The following is a 21,571-nucleotide window of genomic DNA, read 5'->3' as shown; positions in this document are numbered from 1 at the left end:
TTCAGCCGTTGAGGCCGCGGAGGCTTCCGAAGACGCCCAGAACCCACAGCAGGAGCGGCAGCAGACTCATAGCGAGGGCGCTCTGCAGGAGTTCGGCGGCCCGCCCCCAGTGCGGCACGAGCCGCCGGCCCGGCAGGAACCACGAAGCGATGGCGAGTGCGGCCGCCACGGCGAGTACCGCCCCGGCCGCGAGCAACCGTGCCCCCGGCCCCGCGGCCACGGCCAGGGCGAGCGTGAGCAGGGCGAGGCCTAGCGCGCCCGGCAGGACCATGGACAGGCGCTGCCAGGTGTTGCCGAGTCCCCGCGCGTGCAACAGCAGGAGCAGGGAGAGGACGGCCGTCGTCACTCGGTCCGGCACGGCCTGGGACGGGGCCGCGGCGGCGAAGCAGACCACGGCCACCACGCCGGTGGTGCCGTACAGGCTCGTCATCCAGGTATCGGCCGTCTCCGTGCGGGCGACGACGCTCTGGCTGGAGTACGGCTCGATGTCCTCCTGCAGCTGCTGGGGTGTGGACGGCAGGAACGGCATGCGCATTCCGGCGAGTTTGAAAGCGATCGACGGGACGAACAGGCCCAGCACCGCGCCGGTCGCCGCGATCGCCAGGGCCGCCTCGTCGAGCGCGAGTCCGGCGAAAGCCATGAGCGACCCGGCGGTCGCGGTCGCCAAGGCCGAGAGGAGCACGCCCGCGAACACCGTGGTGTGGCGGCCGACGAGGGCCAGGGCCAGGGCTGCGCCGCCCGCGCCCGCCGCGCCTGCGGCGAGCAGTCGGGCGCCGAACGCCTCGTAGCCGTGCGGACCGGCTGTGTCGCCGCCGACCATGAGCGCGCCGGTCAGGGCGAGGCACGGTGCCGCGAAGACGCCGAGGACAGCACCCGATGCCGCTTCGCCCACGGCCCGGCTCGCGGTCGCCGCGGTGGCCAGCAGCAGCACAGCGGTGGCCGCGAACGCCACCACGCGCGTGCCGCCTGAGAGTCCTGGCCAGGCAACTATGAGCAGACCGGTCGCCAGCGCGAGGCCCGTCAGGCTACGCAGGAGCATGCGACTGCTCCCGGGCCCCCAGGTGTGCAGGCGGTCGCGCATGGTGTCGGCGATGCCGTCCACCAAGTCGTCGAGGCGCACTTCGGGGAGTTCGTCGGCGCGGGGGCGCAGGTACAGGACCTCGCCGTCGACGACGTTGAGTGATGCGAGGGTTTCCTCACCCTCCAGCGGAGTCCCTCCCAGTGTCTGGAGCACCCAGCCCCCGTGTTCCAGGCCTTCTTCCTCCAACTCCGTGCCGGCATGGCGCAGCACGGTGGGAAGCAGATCGGCCACCGGAACGTCGGACGGGACCGCGAGATCGACAGAATTGCGGGGGGTGCGCACGGTGAGACGGCACAGGCCCGCGGTTGAAGTTTCGGTCATGAAAGGAAGCGCCTTCCCCGAGCAGCAGCTGACCGGGCTTTGAATGTGCGTTGTTGGGATGCAGACTACTCGTGTCGACTGCCGGTCCGTCGAACGGACCGAGCCGTCTCTCGGGCCTGCCGGCTCGTATGCAATTCGTTGTCTGATGTTCCTTTCCAGCTGCTTTGAGGCAGGGCCGTCATCCACCAGGCGGCACATTTCCGCGTCAGCAATAAGGAGACAATCCATTGAGTGTGGTTCTCTTCCGGCGTCCGGCTCGGCGTCGGGGTCCCGAGATGCCGGACGGCGAACTGAGTCTTCAGGAGCCGCCGGGCCTGCCCGAGGTCGTCCCCGACAGTTCCGCCGTGTGGACGTACCTGCCGATGGCGATGATGTCCGGGTCGATGATGTTCATGTACCTGCGGCCCGGGCATGGTAACAACGCCTTCAGTTACTTCGCGATCGGCATGATGGTCCTGGCTTCGGCCATCATGCTGATCGGACAGTGGGCACGTCGCAGCGGCGAGCGCAAGCAGCGGCTGCACGGTGAACGACGCGACTACCTGCGCTATCTGACGCAGATCCGCCATCAAGTCCGCTCCGCCGTCCTCCAGCAGCAGGAGGCACTGGCCTGGCGCCACCCGGAGCCGGCCACTTTGCGGACCATGGTCCGCACCACGCGTCTGTGGGAACGCCGCACCACCGACGAGGACTTCGGCGAGGTACGGATAGCCATGGGCGACCAGCAGCTCGCGCTGCAGCTGACCCCGCAGTCCACCAAACCCGTGGAAGACCTGGAGCCGCTCAGCGCGCACGCACTACGGCGCTTCGTACGGGCCTACACGACGGTACCCGACCAGCCGATCGCACTGTACCTGCGATCGTGGTCGAGGATCCTGCTGCGCGGCGACGCTGCTGCGGGCCGTGACATGGTTCGTGCCGCCCTGTCACAGCTGACGGTGTTTCACGCACCCGACGACTTGTGGATCGTCCTGTGCGTCGCTCCGGAGCAACGTGCCGAGTGGGAGTGGGCCAAGTGGTTGCCGCACCATCTGCATCCGCATGACCAGGACGGCGCCGGACATGTGCGGATGTCCGTGTCAGTGGTCGAGGAACTGGACGACCTGCTGGGCTCTGACATCTACGAACGTCCCGTCTTTGACCCGGAGGCCGTCCCCGGCCGGGAGGAGCCCCTGACCGTAGTGGTCATCGACGGCGTCCGCCTCGGCACCGGCCACCGCCTCGACGCCGCCGGGTACCGCAACGTGGTCGTGGTGGACGTCGCGGGCAGCCTGGAGTGGCGACCGGGGCGCACCACGCTCAGGCTGGACGTGCAGCGGGACCGGGTCTCCTTGATCCGGACCGACAAGACGCGCAAGGAGCAGGCCACTTATCTTGGACGGCCGGACGCGGTCGGGCCCGGCATGGCCGAGTCGCTGGCCCGGATGATTGCCCCGTACCGGATGAGTCTCAGCACGGAAAGTTCGGAGCCACTCACCACGGACGTGGAGCTGACCACCCTGCTGTCCATCTCCGACCTGCACCGGCACGACCCGCCGACCCTGTGGCAGCGTTCTACGGGCTCCACTCGGCTGCGGGTCCCGGTGGCGGTGGGCGTCGACGGCCAGCCCGTGGAACTCGACATCAAAGAGTCCGCGCAGGGCGGTATGGGGCCGCACGGCATGCTCATCGGCGCCACCGGCTCCGGCAAGAGCGAACTGCTGCGCACCCTGGTGCTCGCGCTCGCCCTGACCAACTCCTCAGAGACGCTGAACTTCGTCCTCGTGGACTTCAAGGGCGGCGCCACCTTCCTGGGACTGGACGCGCTGCCGCACACCTCGGCGGTCATCACCAACCTGGCCGACGAAGTGGCGCTGGTCGAGCGCATGAAGGACGCACTGCACGGTGAGCTGATACGGCGTCAGGAGCTTTTGCGCAGCGCGGGCAACTACTCATCGGCGCTGGAGTACGAGAAGGCGCGCGCCCAGGGAGCCGATCTGCCGCCGCTGCCCAGCCTCTTCGTCGTGGTCGACGAGTTCAGCGAACTATTGGCCGCCCACCGGGAGTTCATGGAGCTGTTCGTCATGATCGGCCGACTGGGCCGGTCCCTGGGCGCCCATTTGCTGCTGGCCTCACAGCGACTGGACGAGGGCCGCATGCACCAACTCGAGAGCCACCTGTCGTACCGCATCGGCCTGCGCACCTTCTCCGCCATCGAGAGCCGCGGCGTCCTCGGTGTGCCCGATGCCTACCAGCTCCCGCCGCAGCCGGGCGCCGGATTCCTCAAGCACGGCACAGACGATCTCGTCCGCTTCCGCGCCGCTTATGTGTCCGGCCCCTACCGGCAGCGGCGTACGGCCGCCGTCCAGGCTCGGGTCGCAAGCCAGATCGTGCCCTGGACGTCGAGCTGGGTAGTCCCCAGGGACCCGGTCCAGGCGCCGGAGCCGGAGCCCCAGGACGACGAGGAGGGCACCGAATCCCTGCTGTCCGTCGCCGTGGAACGGCTCCGGAACGCGGGCCCGCCCGCCCATCAGGTGTGGCTGCCCCCGCTGAACGAGCCGCAGAGCATGGACTCTCTGCTGCCGCCGCTGACCGCCGACAAAGAGCGGGGCCTGGCCGCCGGCGGATGGGAGGGCACCGGACGGCTCCGGGTACCGGTCGGCATCATCGACAAACCCTTCGAGCAGCGCCGCGACCCGCTGTTGGTGGACCTGTCCGGGGCCGGTGGGCACCTGGCGATCGCCGGTGGTTCACAGAGCGGCAAGTCGACACTCGTGCGGACACTGGTCGCCGCACTGGCCCTCACGCACACCCCTGCCGAAGTCCAGTTCTACTGCCTCGACCTGGGCGGCGGCACCCTGGCACAGCTGGCTGGGCTCCCGCACGTCGGCGGAGTGGCCGCCCGGCTCCACGGCGAGCGGATCAAGCGCACGGTCGCCGAGGTCACGGCGGTGCTCACGCACCGCGAGCAGTTCTTCGCCGACCACGGCATCGACTCGATGGCCACCTACCGCAGGCGCCGCGCGCGGGGCGACTTGCCCGACGAGCGGCACGGCGACGTCTTTCTGGTCGTGGACGGCTGGCAGTCCGTCCGGCAGGACTTCGACCATCTCCTGCCCCTGCTGAACCAGATCGCCACCCAGGGCCTGAACTACGGGGTCCATCTGATCGTGACCACCACACGCTGGGTGGAACTCTCCGCACAAGTCCGTGACCAGGCGGGGACCAAGCTGGAGCTGCGCCTCGGCGACCCCATGGACTCCATGATCGACTCACGCAAGGCCCGGACCGTGCCCAGTGCGGGCGGACGTGGCCTGACCACCGGGGACAAGATGCACTTCCTGACGGCCCTTCCCCGTATCGACGGGCTGCGGAGCACCGACGACCTGGCAGAGGGCGTGTCCGACCTGGTCGCCCGGGTCTCCGAAGCGTGGCAGGGGCCGCCCGCGCCCGCGGTGCGCACGCTGCCGACCCGGCTCCCAGCACGGGACTTGCCGGCCCCGCAGCGGGAGGAGGCGGTGCTCCGGGTCCCCATCGGCCTCGACGAGGAGACCCTGGCACCGGTGTGGCACGACTTCGGGCGCACGCCACACCTGATGGCGATCGGCGACACGGAGAGCGGGAAAACCAACCTGATCAAGCTGTTCGTGCGTGCGATCACGGACCACTACACTCCGGAGGAGGCGCGCGTCCTCACCGTCGACTTCCGGCGCAGTCTGGCGGACGTCGTGCCGAACGAGTACCGGCTGGGTACCGCTGTATCCGCGGACTCGCTCCGCGAACTCGCCTCCGGAGCGGCCCGGGCACTGTCGCAGCGGCTCCCCGGCGAGGAGATCACCCCGGCCAGGATGCGGCTTGCCGACTGGTGGCAGGGGCCGCGGCTGTTCGTCCTCGCCGACGACTACGACCTCCTGGGTTCGTCCGGGCCCGACCACCCGCTGGCGCCGCTCTTCCAGTTCCTGGGGCTCGGTCACGAGGTAGGGCTCAACATGGTGGTCGTACGCTCGGCGACCGGCGCGGGGCGCGCCCTGACCGATCCACTCATGCGGCGGCTGGACGAGGCCAACACCCCCGGGCTGCTGCTGTCCTGCCCGCCGTCCGAGGGCTATCTGTTCGGCAACTTCAAGCCGAAGAACCTGCCGCCCGGCCGCGGCCACTACATCGTGCGGCGCAAGCCGGTGATGATCCAGACGGCACTGCTGGACGAGGCAGCCAAGTCCTGAAGGAGTGGTGGGACTGCAAGTGTCACGGACGGTGCGGGCTGTGCGCCGTCCATCACAGACCGCCGGCCGGCCGGTGAGAATCCGCAGCGCATGTCGCAATCTGTCCTTGATCAAAGACTTGGAGTGATCGATGAAGGCTTTCCGATACGTGGCGAGGGGCGCCCCGTTACAGACCGTGGAACTGCCGGATCCGGTGCCGGATCCGGGTTGGGTCGTCGTGGACGTCGAGGTCGCCGGGCTGTGCCACTCGGACGTGCACCTGATCGACGGCCTGATCGAACCTTCACGCCGCCCTCCCTTCACCCTCGGGCACGAGGTCGCGGGCACCGTCTCAGCCCTGGGCGAGGGGGTGTCGGACTACGCGGTGGGCGACCGTGTGGCCGTGGCAATCGTCGCGCACCCGGAGGTTCAAGCGCACTATGCGCCGGGCATCGGGGTCGATGGCGGCTACGCCGAGCGTCTGGTGGCCCATGCCTCCACTCTGGTGGTGCTTCCCGACACCGTTTCCTCGGTCCACGCGGCCGTTGCCACGGACTCCGTCGTCACCGCCTACCACGCGGTCCGCACGGAGGCCCGGGTCAGACCGGGCGAGGTGATAGCCGTTGTCGGCTTGGGCGGCCTTGGCCTCAACGGGATCCGTACGGGTGTGATAGCGGGGGCGGACGTCTACGGTGTGGACGTCAACTCCGACACCTTCGAGGCCGCCCGCGCGGCCGGCGCCCGCGACTGCTTCACCCACCTCTCCGCCCTCGCGGAGCTGCAGCCTGACGCCGTCATCGACTTCGCGGGCGTGGGAACCACGACGTCCGACGCCGTCGACGTCGTACGCCGCCTCGGCCGTGTGGTCGTGGTCGGGCTCGGCACGAGGACCACGGCTTTCTCCAACGGTGCACTGATTCGCAAGAGTGTGGAACTGCGCGGGTCGTACGGCGCGAGCAAGGACGAGTACCGCCAAGTGCTCGGCTTCATAGCGGAAGGCCGGATCACCCCCGTGGTGGAAGAGATTCCCTTCGCCCACCTCAACGAGGGACTCGACCGGATCCGCCACGGGAAAGTCCGCGGGCGACTGGTCACCCGTCCGAACGGTTGACCCGGACCAAACGGACGTGCGAGGCGTGGCGGGGCCGCGGCCCCGCACACCGACGCCCCCGGTCGGCGCAGACCTGGGGCGAACGGTCAGCGCTCGTGCGGGAGGTCTCGCGGGCGGCGGCTACGTGCACGGGCTGCCCCCGCCACCCAGGCCACCGCCGCCGCGGTCGCCGCCCCTGCGCCGGCCAGCAGCGTGGCCCGGCGGACGGCGGACGCGGCGGCCTCGTCACGCGGCATCACAGCCGGGGCGGGCTTCGGCCCGGCCCCGGCCACCCGGCCGGGGCCGGAAGCGCTCAGCGCCGCGTAGATGTCGAGGCGGGGCACGTCGGCGGGGTAGGCGTTACGGGTGAGCCGTTCGGCGGCCTCGGCGGCCGTCAGGTCGGGGTACCTGCCGCGCACCAGTGCGGCCGCGCCGGCCACGAACGCGGCGGCGAGCGAGGAACCGCTGGCGATGAAGTGGCCGTCGCCGCGCGGTCCCACACCGATCACGCCGCTGCCGGGCGCGGCGAGATCAGACTTCCTCGGCACAGCCGTGCCCTCCGGCAGCGATCCGTCGTCCGCCGTGCCGAGCACGGACAGCACTCCGGGCTGCGCCGCGGGCCAATAGTCCGAGGCCGGCGAGCGCTCCCCGGTGCTGGCCTCCTGCTGGGGCGCCGCCGCCCCGACGACCAGGGCGTCCGCGTCAATGGCGTGTTCCACCGCCGCGGTCAGCTCGGATGAGCCGCGGGACAGCGCCGGGCCCACGAGGATCACCTCGGCACCGGCGTCCGCGGCGGCCCTTATCCCAGCTGCCAGCGTGGCGGCGCTTGCCACACCGCTTTCTCCTGTGCCGCGCACGGCGAGGATCCGCGCCTCGGGCGCCACTCCGCTGAACCCTCCTCCCGACTTGGGGGCGGCGGCGACGATACCGGCCAAGAAGGACCCATGACCGACGCAGTCGCCGCTGCCGGTGACCGCCCTGACCCGGCCCGCCAGCCGGGCGGTTCCCTCCGCGACGCCGGTGTCCACGACCGCCACCTTCACCCCGCTGCCCCGGCTGAACCGCCAGGACTGCTGGAGGGCCAGCCTTCGCTGGTAGCGCGGCTCGGTCCGGACCTTCGTGGTGGAGGGCTGTGTGCAGGCGTCACCGGCGTCGAGCACGGCGGGCATGACGGGCAGCTTCACCGGGTCGGCGCGCCGGGCCGCTCCCGCAGCGAAGGCCGCGGGCGGCAGCAGGAACGGTGCCGCGGCCACCGCGGCCACCGCAGCCGACAGGAACCGTCTGCGACTCGCGTGTGGCCGCCGTTGTGCCGGAGCCGGGATCGGGGAGAAGGCAGAGACAGGGCCTCGCGGCGTATCGGTCCGGACGTGTTCGGAGGCGTTCACCGCGCCATCGTCTCCGCGCCGGCCAGGTCCTCGGGCAGCAGGGTGCGCAGCTCTTCAAGGGAAGGAGCCGACACCGCGCTGAGCCGCCCAGCCTGCCGCGTGATCATGCCTTCCAGGATCCGGCGTGCGAGGCGCCCATTGCCGAACGTACGGTCCCTGGGCAGGGAGTCGAAGTATCTCCGCAGCGCCGACGCCGTGCCAGGTGCGCAGTCGTAGCTGGCCGCCGCGGCGTGCTGGCGCACGATGGTGACCAGTTCGTCGGACGAGTAGTTGCCGAACTCGACGCGGCGCGAGAAGCGTGACGCCAGTCCGGGGTTGGAAGCCAGGAAGTCGTCCATCTCCTCGGTGTAGCCGGCGACGATCACGACGACCTCGTCGCGGTGGTCCTCCATCAGCTTCAGCAGCGTGTCCACGGCCTCACGGCCGAAGTCCGCGCCGGAGGCGCCGGCAGGGGTGAGCGTGTACGCCTCGTCGATGAACAGCACACCCCCTCGTGCCCGTTCGAAAGCCTCACGGGTGAGCTGCGCGGTGTGCCCGATGTACCGGCCGACCAGGTCGGCCCGGGCTACCTCGACAAGTTGGCCGCGGGGCAGCACACCCAGTGAGACCAAGAGCTCCGCGTAGAGGCGCGCCACGGTCGTCTTGCCGGTGCCCGGCGGTCCGGCGAACACCAGATGGTTGCTGATGCGCGGCGCCGGCAGTCCGGCGGCCTCCCGTCGCCGCGCAGTCGCCAGCAGGTTGACAAGGTCGGTGACGTCCCGCTTCACGGTGGCGAGACCGATCATCTCGCTCAATCGCTCCAGCGGTGCGCCGGTCTCCGTGCCCTCAGTACCGGCAACCTCGGCGGCCTCCCGTTCGCCGACGTCCACCGGCAGCAGAGTGGTCAGGTCCCCGGGCTCGGGGTTGCGCATCGTGGACAGCCGGAACGCCTGTCGGTCGACCATCGCCTCGAACACCTGGCGGGCCGCACGGCCGTTGCCGAAGCCGGCGTCACGGGGCATCCGCTCGAACAGCAGCGTCAGGGCCTCACGTGCACCCTCACCCAGTTCGTACTGGTGCGATGCGCACATGCTTTCCATGATCAGAACCAGCTCGGGAACGGTGTAGTTCTCGAACTCGATCGTGCGCGAGAAGCGGGACTGCAGACCCGGGTTGGAGGCGAGGAACTCCTCCATGCGGTCCGAGTAGCCTGCCACCACGACGACAACCTCCTCGCGGTGGTCCTCCATCAGCTTCAGCAGCGTGTCCACGGCCTCGCGTCCGAAGTCCGCCCCGGAACGGCCGCCGTCCGACAGCAGGGTGTACGCCTCGTCGATGAACAACACCCCGCCGAGGGCACGCTGGAACGCCTCCGTGGTCTTGATGGCGGTGCCGCCGATCACCTGGGCAACCAGGTCGGCGCGGGAGACCTCGACGAGATGTCCCTTGGGCAGCGCACCGAGACCGGCCAGAATGGATCCGTACAGCCTGGCCACAGTGGTCTTACCGGTGCCGGGAGGACCGGCGAACACCAGGTGGCGAGCCATCGGCGGCGCTGGCATGTTGAGTTCCGCACGGCGGCGCGCGAGCTGGGCAAGACTCACCAGAGTGCGCACCTGCTGCTTGACGTTCTCCAGTCCGATGAGCCGGTCGAGCTCCGCCAGGGGGCCCGATCCCTGAGCAAGCTGGTCGGGGTCGAGAGGATCGAGCGCCGCGTCGCCGTAGGCATCCGGGGCGCCGTTGCCGACCGAGGTCAGATCCTCCACGGACAGCCGGTCGCCGGACCGTGTCTGCACGAGGCCGCCGCACTGGTTCTCCCGCGCGGAACAGCCAGTCAGCGAGACAGGTTCGGTGCTGTCGATCCGGAAGCCGTCGCCGCCGCAGGCCCCGGCCTCGGAGGAGCTGATCGAGGCACGGGCGCCCTCGGCGACCAGGACGCCGTGCTCCGCCGCCGCGTGCACCCGAAGCCGGGTCGCGTTCAGTTCGCCGTCCGCTTCGACATGCACGCCGACGCCCTTCGGCGCGAGGACCGAGCAGTCCCGTACGGTGACCGTTCCGCCGGGGCCGACGACGAGACCAGGCGCCTGTGACTCCTCGATGCTGCCGCCGCCGATGTACAGATCGCCCCCATCGGCGACGTGCACGGCGGCATCGGCGGTCCGCTCCACGTGGCAGTCCTCCAACCGTCCCCGTCCCGAGTCCACAACGACCACACCGCTCCCGCCGGCCCCGCGGAGTCTGGTGCGTCGTATCAGCGGGTTGGCCGCGCCACGTACGGAGATGGCCGTACCGCGGATGTCCAGCAACTCCAGGCGGTCGAGTTCTGCGGCTGCCCCCTCGGTGAACTCTGCGCCGGCCGCGCTGTCGCGTATGGACAGGCCGACGAGGACCGGCGTCGCCGCGCCGTTCACCTGCAGCGCGGCGACATCGGCGGACTCCAGCCAGCAGTCCTCGAAGGTACCCCGGGCCCGGTCCGTGATCAGGACGCCGGAGCCCTTGGTGCGTGCTGTGCGGCAACGACGCAGCATCGGATCGGTTCCATTGGTCAGGACGAATCCGGTGGCGACGGTCCCGGTGACACGTACTTCGTCCAGTTCGTTGCGGGCGGCACTCGACAACTGCACGCCGCTACTGGTGTCGTGCACCACCGTACGCAGTACTCGCGTGGTGCTCTGCTCCTCCAGGGCGATGGCCGGCTTGTCGGTGGACGAGATGTCGCAGTCCTCCACGGAGCCCCGGGCGGAGCCGCTCGCGAGCACTCCGTTTCCCCGGGCATCCCTGATGGTGCACCCGCGTACGGTGATGCAGCTCTGCTCGGTCAGGACGATCCCGCTGGTGCCCAAGTGCTCAATGGTGGAGGACTCAACGGAGGACTCCTGCCCGGAGGTGTCGACGATGCCGGCTCCGCGCGGATTGCTCACCCTGCAGTCCCGCATGGCCAGTGCGCCGCCATCCCTGGCCAGCACGGCCGTCCAGGCGGCGCCGGTGACCTCGCATCCGTCCATGGCCAGTTGGCCGCGCAGCGCGGCGACCACCGGGACGTTCTCGTCGCGCCCGCGCAGGACGAGGTCCGTCATCATCATGGCGTCGGCCTTCAGCACCACCGCGCTGCCCTCGGCAGGGCAGATGTGGACGGTGCCGCGGGCCTGCTCAGAGGCGATGGTCACCCGGGTGGTGATCACCAGATTCTCGGGGTACTGCCCCGGCGCCACGCTGATCACGGCGCCACTGCGAGCCCGGCTCAGGGCCTCGCCGAGTGTGCGATGGGCGCCGGCCCGCGACGGGTCGACGTGGAGTACCTGGCGTGACACGAGCGGAAACCTCCTCATCGTGGCACCGCAGGGCTGGCCTTTGGGCCGGAGCCGGTGCCGGGTATGACAAGCCCATCATGCACATACCGAACGAGCGAACCCGGTCGAGTCGATCGCCGCCTGCGGTTCGCCCCTCACACCTTTTTACCTGCGGTGACAGCGCCTGGTGGGCGCAATTGCCGGGCCTGTCGCCGAGCGAGCCTGCTGCACTCGCTGCCACCCGAGACCGTGACCGGGCCGTAAGGGCAGCACAGGAGGGCACGAAGGGGCAGCCACCTGGATGACCAAGCATCGCCGCACGATTCTGGTGTAGGCGGCGTCTCGCCAGAGTTTTCTGTGGAGTTGGTCGACGTTCTGGGCGGTGGATACGATGCGTGCGGTTCAGGGTGGTGTGGAACATGGTGTGACGAAGTTCGGTGCCTCCCAGCGTGACGTTTTCCCGTTGCCGGTGCCGGGGGACGCACCCACCCAGCCGGCCTCCGCACGGCCAACGCCTTCCGTGTCCGACCGAGTGAACCCGCCTGCGGCCCGGAGGCGCGGGACTTCAGGCCCGGATGGGTGGCGTCGACCCCGGTGTCCAGTACGGCGACTTTGACGCCGGTGCCAGACGACGTGCAGGTGACCTCTGCCCTGCTCGGTGCGGAAGCCCATCCCCTCTCGGCCCTTGTCCGCCACCAGGCCGGTCACCTTGCCGGTGCCATCCAGAGTGACCCTGTCACCGGTGACGAGCGTGACCGTCGTCATGGATCCGGTTGAGGGGTGCGCGGTCTGCGAGGCGTCCGCCGCGCTGCCGGCCAGCAGTTGCGCCGCGAGCGCAGCTGCCAGCGGCACAGCATGGGCTGCTCGTTTTCCGTGTCTTCTCAACATGCCTTGTCTGCGACCGAACACGACCTCCTGTGTCGCGGATCACCAGGAACTGCCCATGAATGTCGGACAGTTCAGTGGCATGACGCGCGATTCCACGGCCTTCCCCTCCTTGTGGAACGGGAAGCCTGACCAGCCGGCCAAGAAGTCCTCGCCCCTCGAGCGCGATGTGCGTGCATCCCGTCCCGCCCGTTCGCCGAAGCCCTTCGTCCGACGTGACATCCAGGCGCTGCGCGGCCTGGCCGTTACGCTCGTCGTGCTCGCCCACGCCGGAGTTCCGCACGTCGCCGGTGGCTACGTCGGGGTCGACGTGTTCTTCGTCATCTCCGGATTCCTCATCACCAAGGGTTTGCTCCGCGAGACCGAGCGGTCTGGATCGCTGTCATTACGGCGCTTCTACGCCCGTCGCGCGGTGCGCATCCTCCCGCTTGCGACTCTGGTCTGCCTGGTCACGATGGCCGGGTGCCGGCTGTTCGCCTCGAAGATCCGCTATGCGGAGTTCATGCATGACGCGCTGGCCAGTGCCCTTTACTTCATGAATGTCGACCTGGCGACCTCGGGTACCGACTACCTGCGTGAAGGAACCGCGCCGTCACCGTTCCAGCACTTTTGGTCGTTGTCCGTTGAGGAGCAGTTCTACCTGCTGTGGCCCCTCCTGCTGCTGGTCAGCTGGAGGGTGACCCGGCGCCCATGGCTGAGGGCGCTTCCACTGAGTCTGCTGTGTCTGCTCTCGTACTGTCTCGGCGTCCGGGCGGCCGAGACCTCGCCCTCGTGGGCGTATTTTGGTCCGCACACGCGGCTATGGGAGCTGGGTGCCGGGGGCCTGCTGGCCTTCAGCGACAGGGCGCTCCGGCGTGTTCCCCGTGTCGTCTTCGCCGCGGGCGCGTGGTTCGGACTGTCCGCGATCGTCGCCTCGGCCGTGCTGTACGACGACGACACGCCGTTTCCCGGCCCTTACGCGTTACTGCCTGTGCTGGGGGCGGCCCTGGTGATCGCGGACGGAGGTCGTGCGAAGCCCTCCGCCGTCTCGAGGCTGCTCTCGCTTTCCCCCGCCATGTGGGTCGGCGACGTTTCGTACGGCTGGTATTTGTGGCACTGGCCGGTACTGATGATCGGCCCGGCGGCGCTGCGCCGGCCGGCCGATCCGCAGCTGAGCGTGGCGCTGTGTCTGGCCGCCCTGCTGTTGGCCTGGGTGACCCTGCACCTTGTGGAGAACCCGCTCCGTTTCGGCCCGCTGCGTCGCAGGCCCACGCATGCGGTGATTCTCGGTCTCGGTCTGTCGTCAGTCGTAGTGTCCGTTTCCCTGGTCGCCGCGTCCTTCCCGCCGTCGATCAGTACGACCGTTCGCGCCCCCATGCTGGACGAGGTTCTCACGAGGGCACAGGACCCGCAGGCCCGGCTGGCTGAACTCCTCGGCACATCGGCACCAGGTCTGCCCCGCAACCTGTCCCCGTCGCTCCCCGACATCAAGAGGCAGCGGTCGGCCGTGTACCGCGACAACTGTCATGTCGACTACACCGCAACCCGATCACCCATCTGCGTCTACGGGGACCGGTCCTCCGACAAGGTCGTCGTCCTGTTCGGGGATTCGCATGCCGCGCAGTGGTTCCCGGCGACGGAAAGGCTGAGCCGGCAGTACGGGTGGAAGCTGGTGTCCCTGACGAAGGCGTCCTGCAAGACCGCCGATATCACGATCGTCAACCACCATCGGCCGTACGAGCGTTGTGACATCTGGCGCAAGAACTCGCTGGAACGGATCGCGAGCCTCGACCCGATACTGGTTGTGGTCTCCTCCTCCGAGGCGGGAGAGCCGGCGGAGGGAGTGACGGACACGCCGCGGAGCTGGGCAGCGGGATACGAACGCGTCTACCGGCGGCTGGTCGCCACCGCAGGCCACGTGGCCGTACTGCTCGACAACCCGTGGCCGAAGGGCGACGCCGTCGAGTGCGCATCCAGTTATCCCCTGCGTCTGGGGGTCTGCGAGCGGGACCAGTCTCATGCGATCAAGGACCCGGCCCGCCGCGAGGCCAACAGGCAGGGCGCCCGCCGTGCCGGTGCGGCAGTGATCGACCCAAAGCCCTGGCTGTGTCCCCGGTCCGGCAGATGCCCCGTTGTCGTGGGTGACACGTTCGTCTACCGCGACGAGAGTCACATGGCGGAGTCCTACGCGGTAGCGCTGACGCCCGTGTTGCGCCAGGAACTGCAAGAACTGGGGATACTCGCCAAGTAGGCACGCAGCAACCCGCACCTTATGACTGACGAGCTGGCAGACGCGCTGCGTGCTACCGGCCACGCGCTGACCACCTGCCGGTTGCCCGGCAGGTGGTCAGCGCGTCGATGTCCGAATGGCCACGCACGCGCCGAGTGCCTCGTCGGCGTCCACTCGCTCCGGTGCAGCGTGCGGTGGATGAGACCGAGCCAAGGATGCCCGGGGCCTGTTCGGCCGGCGTCCGAACTCCCTTACTGGTGACGGACCTGGCCGATCTGCAGTACGACGCTCTTGGTCTGGCTGTAGGAGCGAAGTGCCTCCACGCCCTTCTCGCGGCCATAACCGGACTTCTTGTAGCCACCGAACGGAAGCTCCACGCCGCCGCCGGCACCATATGCGTTGAGGTACACCTGCCCGGCCCGGATCTCCCTGGCCATGTGGTGAGCGACGTCCATGCTCCGCGTCCACACGCCGGCCACCAGTCCGTACTCGGTGCCGTTGGTGAATTCCACCGCCTGCGCGACATCGCGGAACGGGGTCACGGCGAGGACAGGACCAAAGACCTCGTCCTGACCGATGCGGCTACTGGGGTCGACCTCGTCGAAGACAGTCGGGGAGAAGTAGAAACCACCGGGATGTTCCGGGCTCTCGTAGCGCGCACCGCCGTGTACGACCTTGGCGTATTCGGCAGCTTCCTCCACCATCCGGCTGACCCGTTCGAGCTGGGCGGCCGAGATGAGCGGCCCGAGGTCGGGGTCGGTGAACCCGGCTCCGATGCGGATGCCCCGGAGCCGTTGCACGAGTTCGGTCACAACGGCCTCGTGGATGTCCTGGTGAACGAGAAGCCGTGCGCCCGCGGAACACGTCTGGCCCGCGTTCTGCAGAAGTGCCTTGGTGATGACCGGCAGCGCGCGATCCAGGTCGGCGTCGGGGAAGACGATGTTCGGGGACTTGCCGCCGAGTTCCATGAGCACGGGAACGACGTTGTCCGCAGCAGCCTTCGCGACCATGACTCCGACCTCGACCGAACCGGTGAAGGAGATGTGGTTGACTCCTGCGTGCCCCGCCAGGGCCGCTCCGGCTTCGGCTCCGTAGCCCGGTACGACGTTGAGTGCACCCGGCGGCAGGCCCGCTTCGAGCGCGAGCTCGGCGAGACGCAGAATGCTCAGCGGAGCTTCCTCGGCCGGCTTGACCACCGAGCAGTTGCCGGCTGCCAGCGCGGGAGCGATCGAACGCGCCACCATCTGCAGGGGATAGTTCCACGGCAGGATGTGTCCCGTCACGCCCAGCGGTTCGAGCCGGGTGCTGGCGACCATGTCACCGGCGAGGTCCGGGAGTGACTCACCGTGGAAGGTCTCGATGGCACTGGCGTAGAAGTCCAGATAACGCGCCGCCACATCGGCGTCCGCGCGCGCTTGGCTCAGGGGCTTTCCAGTGTCGTGGCTCTCGAGGTCGGCCAGTGGTTCCCGCTCCGCGCGGACGAGCTCCGCCAGACGCCGGATGAGGTTCGAGCGCTGCTCCGCCGTAGTGTGACGCCATGTGGACTCGAAGGTGTCACGTGCCGCTGAGACGGCATCGTCCACTTCTTCCGTGCCGCATCGGGCAACCTGGGCGATCAGCTCTCCCGTCGATGGGTCAAGGACGTCGAACACCCCTTGCCCGGCAGCGCGTTCTTCGCCGATTACCGCAGTCAACTGTTTCATGGAAATCCTCCTGTGATGAGACGGCCGACCACCGTCGGGGCCGTCACTGTTGCAGCGGGGGCAACCGCTCTCCTTGCCGGTGGCCGGTTTACGGCCACCGGCAAGGCGTCAACGCAGGGCTTCAGCGGTACCAGCGACGTGACCGTCTTCTGCCGACGCCGGTACTTCACCAGTGCGCGGAATCAGAGCCAGGGCGATCAGCGACAGCAGTACGCATCCGATGATGTAGAAGCTGATCGCTTTGGTTCCGCCCGTGTGCTGCAGCAGGTACGCGGCGATCAGAGGCGCAGGCCCGCCGGCGATCACGGAACCCAGCTGGTATCCGAGACTGGAGCCGCTGTACCGAACCCGGGTGCCGAAACCTTCGGAGATGAGCGCGGCCTGGGCACCGTATTGCAGATCGTGCAGGAACACGGCGAGCACGGTAGCCCCGATGACCAGACCGACCTGGCCTGTGTTGACCATCCCGTAGTAAGGCAGTGCGAACAGTCCCATCCCGACCAGTCCGACCAGATAGACCCTGCGCCGCCCGAACACGTCGGAGAGGTACCCCGACAGCGGCACCGTGATCAGACCGAGGGAAGAGGCGGCGATGGTGGCGTTCAGCAGATCGTCCCGTGCCATGCCCAGGTGCTCGGTGCCGTAGCTGAGCAGGAAAGTGGTGAACAGGTAATAGGGCGCCTGCTGTCCCATGCGCACCATCGCAGTGGTGAGAACCATGCGGGGATGAGTGCGCAGGGCCTCCCACACCGGCATGCGCGCGACCTTCTGCCGGTTTTTCACCTCCTCGAATTCGGGGCTCTCCTCAACCTTCAGTCGGACATACAGACCGACAGCAATGAGCAGGGCGCTGGCCAGGAAGGGGATGCGCCATCCCCAGGTGAGGAATTCGTTCCCCGTGGCGCCGGCGGCGCCCTTCACGGCTGCCAACGACAGCAGGACGCCTAGCGGAACACCCATCTGCGGCCACGACGCCATCAGCCCTCGACGACCTGGCTTCGCTCCCTCCATGGACATGAGGACCGAGCCCGCCCATTCACCGCCGACGGCGACGCCCTGCAGCATGCGCAACAGGATCAGCAGAATCGGCGCAGCGACCCCGATGCTTCGGTAGCCAGGCAGCAGACCGATCATGACTGTCGCGGCACCCATCAGGACCAGCGTGACCACCAGGGTCGACTTGCGTCCGACCCGGTCTCCGTAGTGCCCGAACAGGATGCCACCGACAGGACGGGCGATGAAGCCCACGAACATGGTTCCGAAAGAGGCCAGCACCCCGAGGAAGTTCGAGGCATCGGGGAAGAACAGGCCCGGGAAGACGAGCGCGGCAGCGGTGCCGTAGATGAAGAAGTCGTACCACTCGATCGTGGTGCCGATGGTGCTCGCGACGGCGGCGCGAGTCTGTCTGGCGCGGCTGACGTCAAGCATTCCGCACCTCCATGGGGGGATCGGTCTGGCATCTCCGGCGCTGTTTCATGGGGCAGCCTCCTTGCTGCAGTGGCGCTTGTACGTGCGCGGGGGTCGTGGAGAGTGCGTTCGAGGGGATAGGTGAACGCAGTGAGAACAGCGAGCGAATCGCAGCGGCTGACTCACCGCTCGGACGCTCGACAGCTCGTCTTCGATGAGTAACGGCCGAATCGTTGCCTGTGTGTTCGGCCGTCTGCTCAGGCACTTCGTGAACGCGAAGCACACTTCGCAAGGAAGCTAATTTGCCCCTTGTGAGCCGTCAAGGGCTGTTGAGCCGGCTCAGAAAAAGTGTCTTTTCGAGGTCATGACAGAGCGATGCCGAGCAGCGCGAGGGTTCCGGCCCCGGCATAAGCCGAGTGCGTTGGACAGCCGAACGCGTAAGGGCTGCTGGACTGGACCGAACCGGCAACGTCTACAGGGACATCACATACCGGCGGTCGGTGTGGTGTGTCGCCCCGGTCGGTGAGTGGTTCCATGGCGTACGACCTTTAAGCCGTGTTTCGTTCCGGCCGACGGGACCATGTCGGCTGCACCGACGTGTCCGGCGTCACAGCCCAGGGACTGCGGGCAAGGATGCGCACACCGCTGACGTTGCCTGCGCTTCGCCCTACAGGACGAGGCCGGCGGACAGGTGCATCGCCCGTGCATGCAGGCCAGCCACCGATCAGCCGTGTGAACAACGCTGCGGGTCAATACACCTAGGTCCTGTCGTCAAACTCCCGTCGTCCGCCCGGAGGGCGGGCCGCGCGGCGTCAGGTGCGTGCTCTCGGCGTGCCGGGCCCCGGCCCTCGTACTGGATGTACTTGGGTCGGGGCCCGGTGCGGCGAGAGTGCGTGCATGGCGTCGCGCGGCAGACGGGATTTTGACGACAGGACCTAGCGAGCAAGGCCTCGCACCGCATGGCAGACGCCCCGCGTAGGCACCGGATCGGGTGCTCAGGTCGACACATCTGATGCCGTCGGGCGGAGTGGGGCACTGGCGCATGATCTTGATCCCGCCGAGTCAGGGCCGCCCAGCTCCACGAGGCAGCGCGCTTCGAGACTGCGAAGTTAACTACGCATTTCCGTGGCGGATCCTAAGTCGACCCCAAAACGTCGTCAAGAGCCCTACCGCCCGCTGTCGAGGCGCGCCCTCCCCGCATCCCTGGTCCGATGCCAGGGCGAGGCTGCTGGGGCAGTCTGTCGGGCAGACGTGAGATCGAGGCCGCGCGCAAGGGGCGCCCTCGTCGGCCCGAGCCTGGCCATGACTGCCGAGGAGCGAGCAGAGCGAGGCATGCGGGACTGGACGCGGGAGGGAAACTGCCGGGCGAACGGCTCGCGAAGGGAAGATGTCAGGCACGGCGGCCCGGGCATGCAACGATCGGTTCGACCTGGTGGGACCCGAACCACGAGGCGCTGAACCGCTCCCGCCCCACGGACGTCGGCCAGTACCGTCTGCGGCCCGATCGCCTTGATCACCGCACAGGCCGTTCGCCGTCCCCTTCGGCACCATCCGCAGCGTGTGTCTGCTCCGCCCTGCTGGGGCAGACACACACCGAGTACGGGGCGCATCGCCGAGACCGGGTACCTGACCCCGTCGACGGCACATACCGTCGACAGATGGGCCGGCAGCTCGCAGGAACTCGCCTGCGAACATGCCATGGCGAGCGCGGCACCGGTCATCAGGACGCGGCGATGTCCTTACCTCACGGCTTTGCCGTGAGGTAGGTCCACGTCTCTGCGAGAGAGAACCCGAGCGACTCGAACAGCGGCCGTGACATCGGGGTGTTCTGGGTAAAGGCGTATTCGGCTCCCGAGGCGACCGCGTGCCTCAAACGCGCAGTGACGAGAGCGCGATAGTAGCCGTTGCGCCGGTGCTGAGACGGAACAGAACGTCGGAAGCGTCGAGCAGCGCCGGCCGGGACAGCACGTCCGCTGCTTCCTTCGGCATGTCGAACCCCCTCGCCAAGGCGGCGGCGAACATCTCGTGCTCGCTCCCTGGAACTTCCCGCACCGTGGCGCCGTCTGGCACGGTTACGGAGAGGGAGGCCAGCGGGTTGGCGCCCCACACAAGCAGCGGAAGGCTGCTGCGTGATGTCCTGCCGCAGCGGGCGGCCAGTTCGAGCAGCGCAGGATCAGCGTCCCCGCGCAGCTGGATACTCCACGCCAACGCCCGTCGTGGACAACTCCCGGGCGAATGCATCCACCTCGTCCAGATCCAGGTCTGTCCCCACACAGACCATGTCGAGGCTGGGCATGGGCAGACCGGTGAACACCAGTCTGGTGCCGGCGTCACCCCGCCACTCATACATACCTGGGGGAAAGCCCTACAAGCCGAGATAATGCCGCGTAAAAGGCGTTCACCGCAGCTTCAGTCCCAGCGGGATCGACCGACTGTGTCATGGCCGCGGGATAAACGCCACGCGACTGCAGTCAGGGGCCCGGCAGCACGACGGGCACGGTGCGGTGGACCGGTCCGGCCCGCCCCCTGCGAGGAGGCGGGCGCCGGTTGAGGATGGGGGCGGATCAGTCAGATCGTGGGCAGCGGCTTCCCTGCCGTCTCCTGAACGGTGAGGGCCGTGCCGAGGGAGACCGCGGCAGCGGCGATGAGCATCCAGGCAGGAGCCAGCGAGCTGGAGGTCTCGTCGATCAGCCAGGTCGCGATGTACGGAGCGCTCCCGCCGGCGATTATCGAGGCGACGTTGTAGCCGAGGCTGAAGCCGCTGGAGCGGACGCGGGCGGGAAACAGCTCTGTGTACGTGGCGAGGATGACACCCATGTACGCGGCCTCGCCCTGGCCGAGCAGGACCTGTGCCAGTAGAGCCAAGGTGATCGACCCCTGGCCCATCAGCAGAAACAGGGGGTAATCGAGGATCAGGATGGCGAGGGAGACGCCGATCAGGATCGGTCGACGTCCCCAGCGGTCACAGGCCTTGCCCCAGAAGGGGATGGCGGAGGCGGCGAGGGCCAGGGTGAGCACAGTGCACCAGACGGAAGCGGTCGGGGACATGATGCCCTGAATGGTCGAGTAGGTCGCCATGTAGCTGAAGACGAGGTAGTAGGCGGCGAAGGACACCAGAGACAGGCCGCACACCGTGAGCACGGCACGCGGGTGGGACCTGAGCGCTGTCAGCGCGGGCATTCTGGCGGTTTGCTCGTTGTCCCTCAGCCGCACAAACTGCTTGGAGTCTTCGATCCGGTTGCGTACCACCAGCGCGAGAGCGCCCAGCGGCAGGGAGAGCAGGAAGGGGATGCGCCAGCCCCAGGACGACATCTGCTCTGGGGTAAGGCTTACTCGCACCACCGCGACGACCAGGGCGCCGAGCAGGGTGCCGGTAAGAGTTCCTACCTGCGTCGTGCTGGTGTGGAAACCGCGTGTCCGGTCGGGCGCGGCTTCGGCCACGAACGCGGCTGCGCTGCCGAGTTCACCGCCAGTGGAGAGGCCCTGCACGCAACGAAGGGCCAGCAGCAGGATCGGAGCGGCGAGGCCGATGGCCGTGAAGCCCGGCAGGGCTCCCATGGCGGCGCTGGCGAGGGCCATGCCCAGCACGGAGGCGGCCAGGGCCGGGCGGCGTCCGTAGCGGTCGGCGACGTGGCCCAGCAGGATACCGCCGAGTGGACGCAGGACGAATGCGGCTCCGAATACGGCGAGGGTGTAAAGGAGTGATGCCGTCGGGTTTGACTCCGGGAAGAAGATCTCGGCCAGCGTCACGGCCAGGAAGCCGTAAACGCTGAAGTCGTAGTACTCGATGGCGGTGCCGATTCCACCTGCCAGCGTCACGCGCCGCATCACCTTATGGTCTTCTGCGGGTGTGTTGGAGTGGAGCGTGGTGATGCCGGGTGGCTGCGCTGCTGCCATGGAGGCTCCTCAAGTGACTGAAGACGCTTGATCTCGACGTAGAGCCGCTCTTGGATGGGGCGAGGAACAAAGGGGTCGAGCGGGGCTCACGTGAGAAGGGGGATGGCCCGGGAGGTGGGTGGTCAGCCTCTTCCGTGGGACCA

10 protein-coding genes and 1 pseudogene are annotated in these 21,571 nt (G+C 68.5%); 3 read left to right on the top strand and 8 right to left on the bottom strand.

Going from position 1 to position 21,571, the window contains the following annotated elements:
- Window position 1: 1 nt before the first annotated feature.
- A complete protein-coding gene (gene eccD / locus AB0L21_RS17080) occupies window positions 2-1,402 on the bottom strand; it encodes a type VII secretion integral membrane protein EccD (RefSeq protein ID WP_365784769.1) in 1,401 nt (466 codons plus the stop codon).
- Window positions 1,403-1,677: 275 nt separating this feature from the next.
- On the opposite strand from eccD, the gene eccCa reads away from it, so the two are divergent.
- Window positions 1,678-5,604, top strand: a complete 3,927-nt coding sequence (gene eccCa, locus AB0L21_RS17075; protein ID WP_365784767.1) for a type VII secretion protein EccCa — start codon at window positions 1,678-1,680, stop codon at window positions 5,602-5,604.
- Window positions 5,605-5,857: 253 nt separating this feature from the next.
- Window positions 5,858-6,694 carry a zinc-binding dehydrogenase gene (locus AB0L21_RS17070; RefSeq protein ID WP_365784766.1) on the top strand — a complete coding sequence of 279 codons (837 nt, stop codon included), beginning with the start codon at window positions 5,858-5,860 and terminating at the stop codon, window positions 6,692-6,694.
- An 86-nt stretch (window positions 6,695-6,780) separates the two neighbouring features.
- On the opposite strand, the gene AB0L21_RS17065 is transcribed toward AB0L21_RS17070, so the two are convergent.
- The 3 genes and pseudogenes from AB0L21_RS17065 to AB0L21_RS17055 form a co-directional block, all read right to left on the bottom strand.
- The gene (locus AB0L21_RS17065; RefSeq protein ID WP_365784764.1) at window positions 6,781-7,926 is read right to left on the bottom strand and encodes a S8 family serine peptidase; all 1,146 of its coding nucleotides are present in this window, start codon (window positions 7,924-7,926) and stop codon (window positions 6,781-6,783) included.
- A gap of 128 nt (window positions 7,927-8,054) precedes the next feature.
- Window positions 8,055-11,348 (bottom strand): right-handed parallel beta-helix repeat-containing protein, encoded by a 3,294-nt coding sequence (locus AB0L21_RS17060; RefSeq protein ID WP_365784762.1) that lies wholly within the window; start codon window positions 11,346-11,348, stop codon window positions 8,055-8,057.
- 134 nt (window positions 11,349-11,482) lie between these two features.
- Window positions 11,483-11,944 (bottom strand): annotated as a pseudogene (locus tag AB0L21_RS17055) (hypothetical protein); the annotation flags it as partial.
- A 125-nt stretch (window positions 11,945-12,069) separates the two neighbouring features.
- Between AB0L21_RS17055 and AB0L21_RS17050 the strand changes: the two are divergent.
- Complete coding sequence (locus tag AB0L21_RS17050; RefSeq protein WP_365784760.1) at window positions 12,070-14,442, top strand: acyltransferase family protein; 2,373 nt, start codon at window positions 12,070-12,072, stop codon at window positions 14,440-14,442.
- A 230-nt stretch (window positions 14,443-14,672) separates the two neighbouring features.
- On the opposite strand, the gene AB0L21_RS17045 is transcribed toward AB0L21_RS17050, so the two are convergent.
- From AB0L21_RS17045 to AB0L21_RS17030, 4 genes are all read right to left on the bottom strand, one after another.
- Entirely contained in the window at window positions 14,673-16,124 is a 1,452-nt protein-coding gene (locus AB0L21_RS17045; protein ID WP_365784758.1) for an aldehyde dehydrogenase family protein, read from the bottom strand.
- Window positions 16,125-16,232: 108 nt separating this feature from the next.
- Window positions 16,233-17,552 carry an MFS transporter gene (locus AB0L21_RS17040; RefSeq protein WP_365784756.1) on the bottom strand — a complete coding sequence of 440 codons (1,320 nt, stop codon included), beginning with the start codon at window positions 17,550-17,552 and terminating at the stop codon, window positions 16,233-16,235.
- Between the two features lie 1,848 nt (window positions 17,553-19,400).
- Entirely contained in the window at window positions 19,401-19,553 is a 153-nt protein-coding gene (locus AB0L21_RS17035) for a hypothetical protein (protein ID WP_365784754.1), read from the bottom strand.
- A gap of 546 nt (window positions 19,554-20,099) precedes the next feature.
- Window positions 20,100-21,428: an MFS transporter gene (locus tag AB0L21_RS17030; protein ID WP_365784752.1), complete on the bottom strand. Its 1,329-nt coding sequence runs from the start codon at window positions 21,426-21,428 to the stop codon at window positions 20,100-20,102.
- Window positions 21,429-21,571: the final 143 nt, after the last annotated feature.

The sequence above is a fragment of the Streptomyces sp. NPDC052721 genome, assembly GCF_040678315.1.
Classification (GTDB): domain Bacteria; phylum Actinomycetota; class Actinomycetes; order Streptomycetales; family Streptomycetaceae; genus Streptomyces.
Note: the sequence above shows the minus strand (reverse complement) of the source record. Positions and strands in the feature narration are given on the sequence as shown.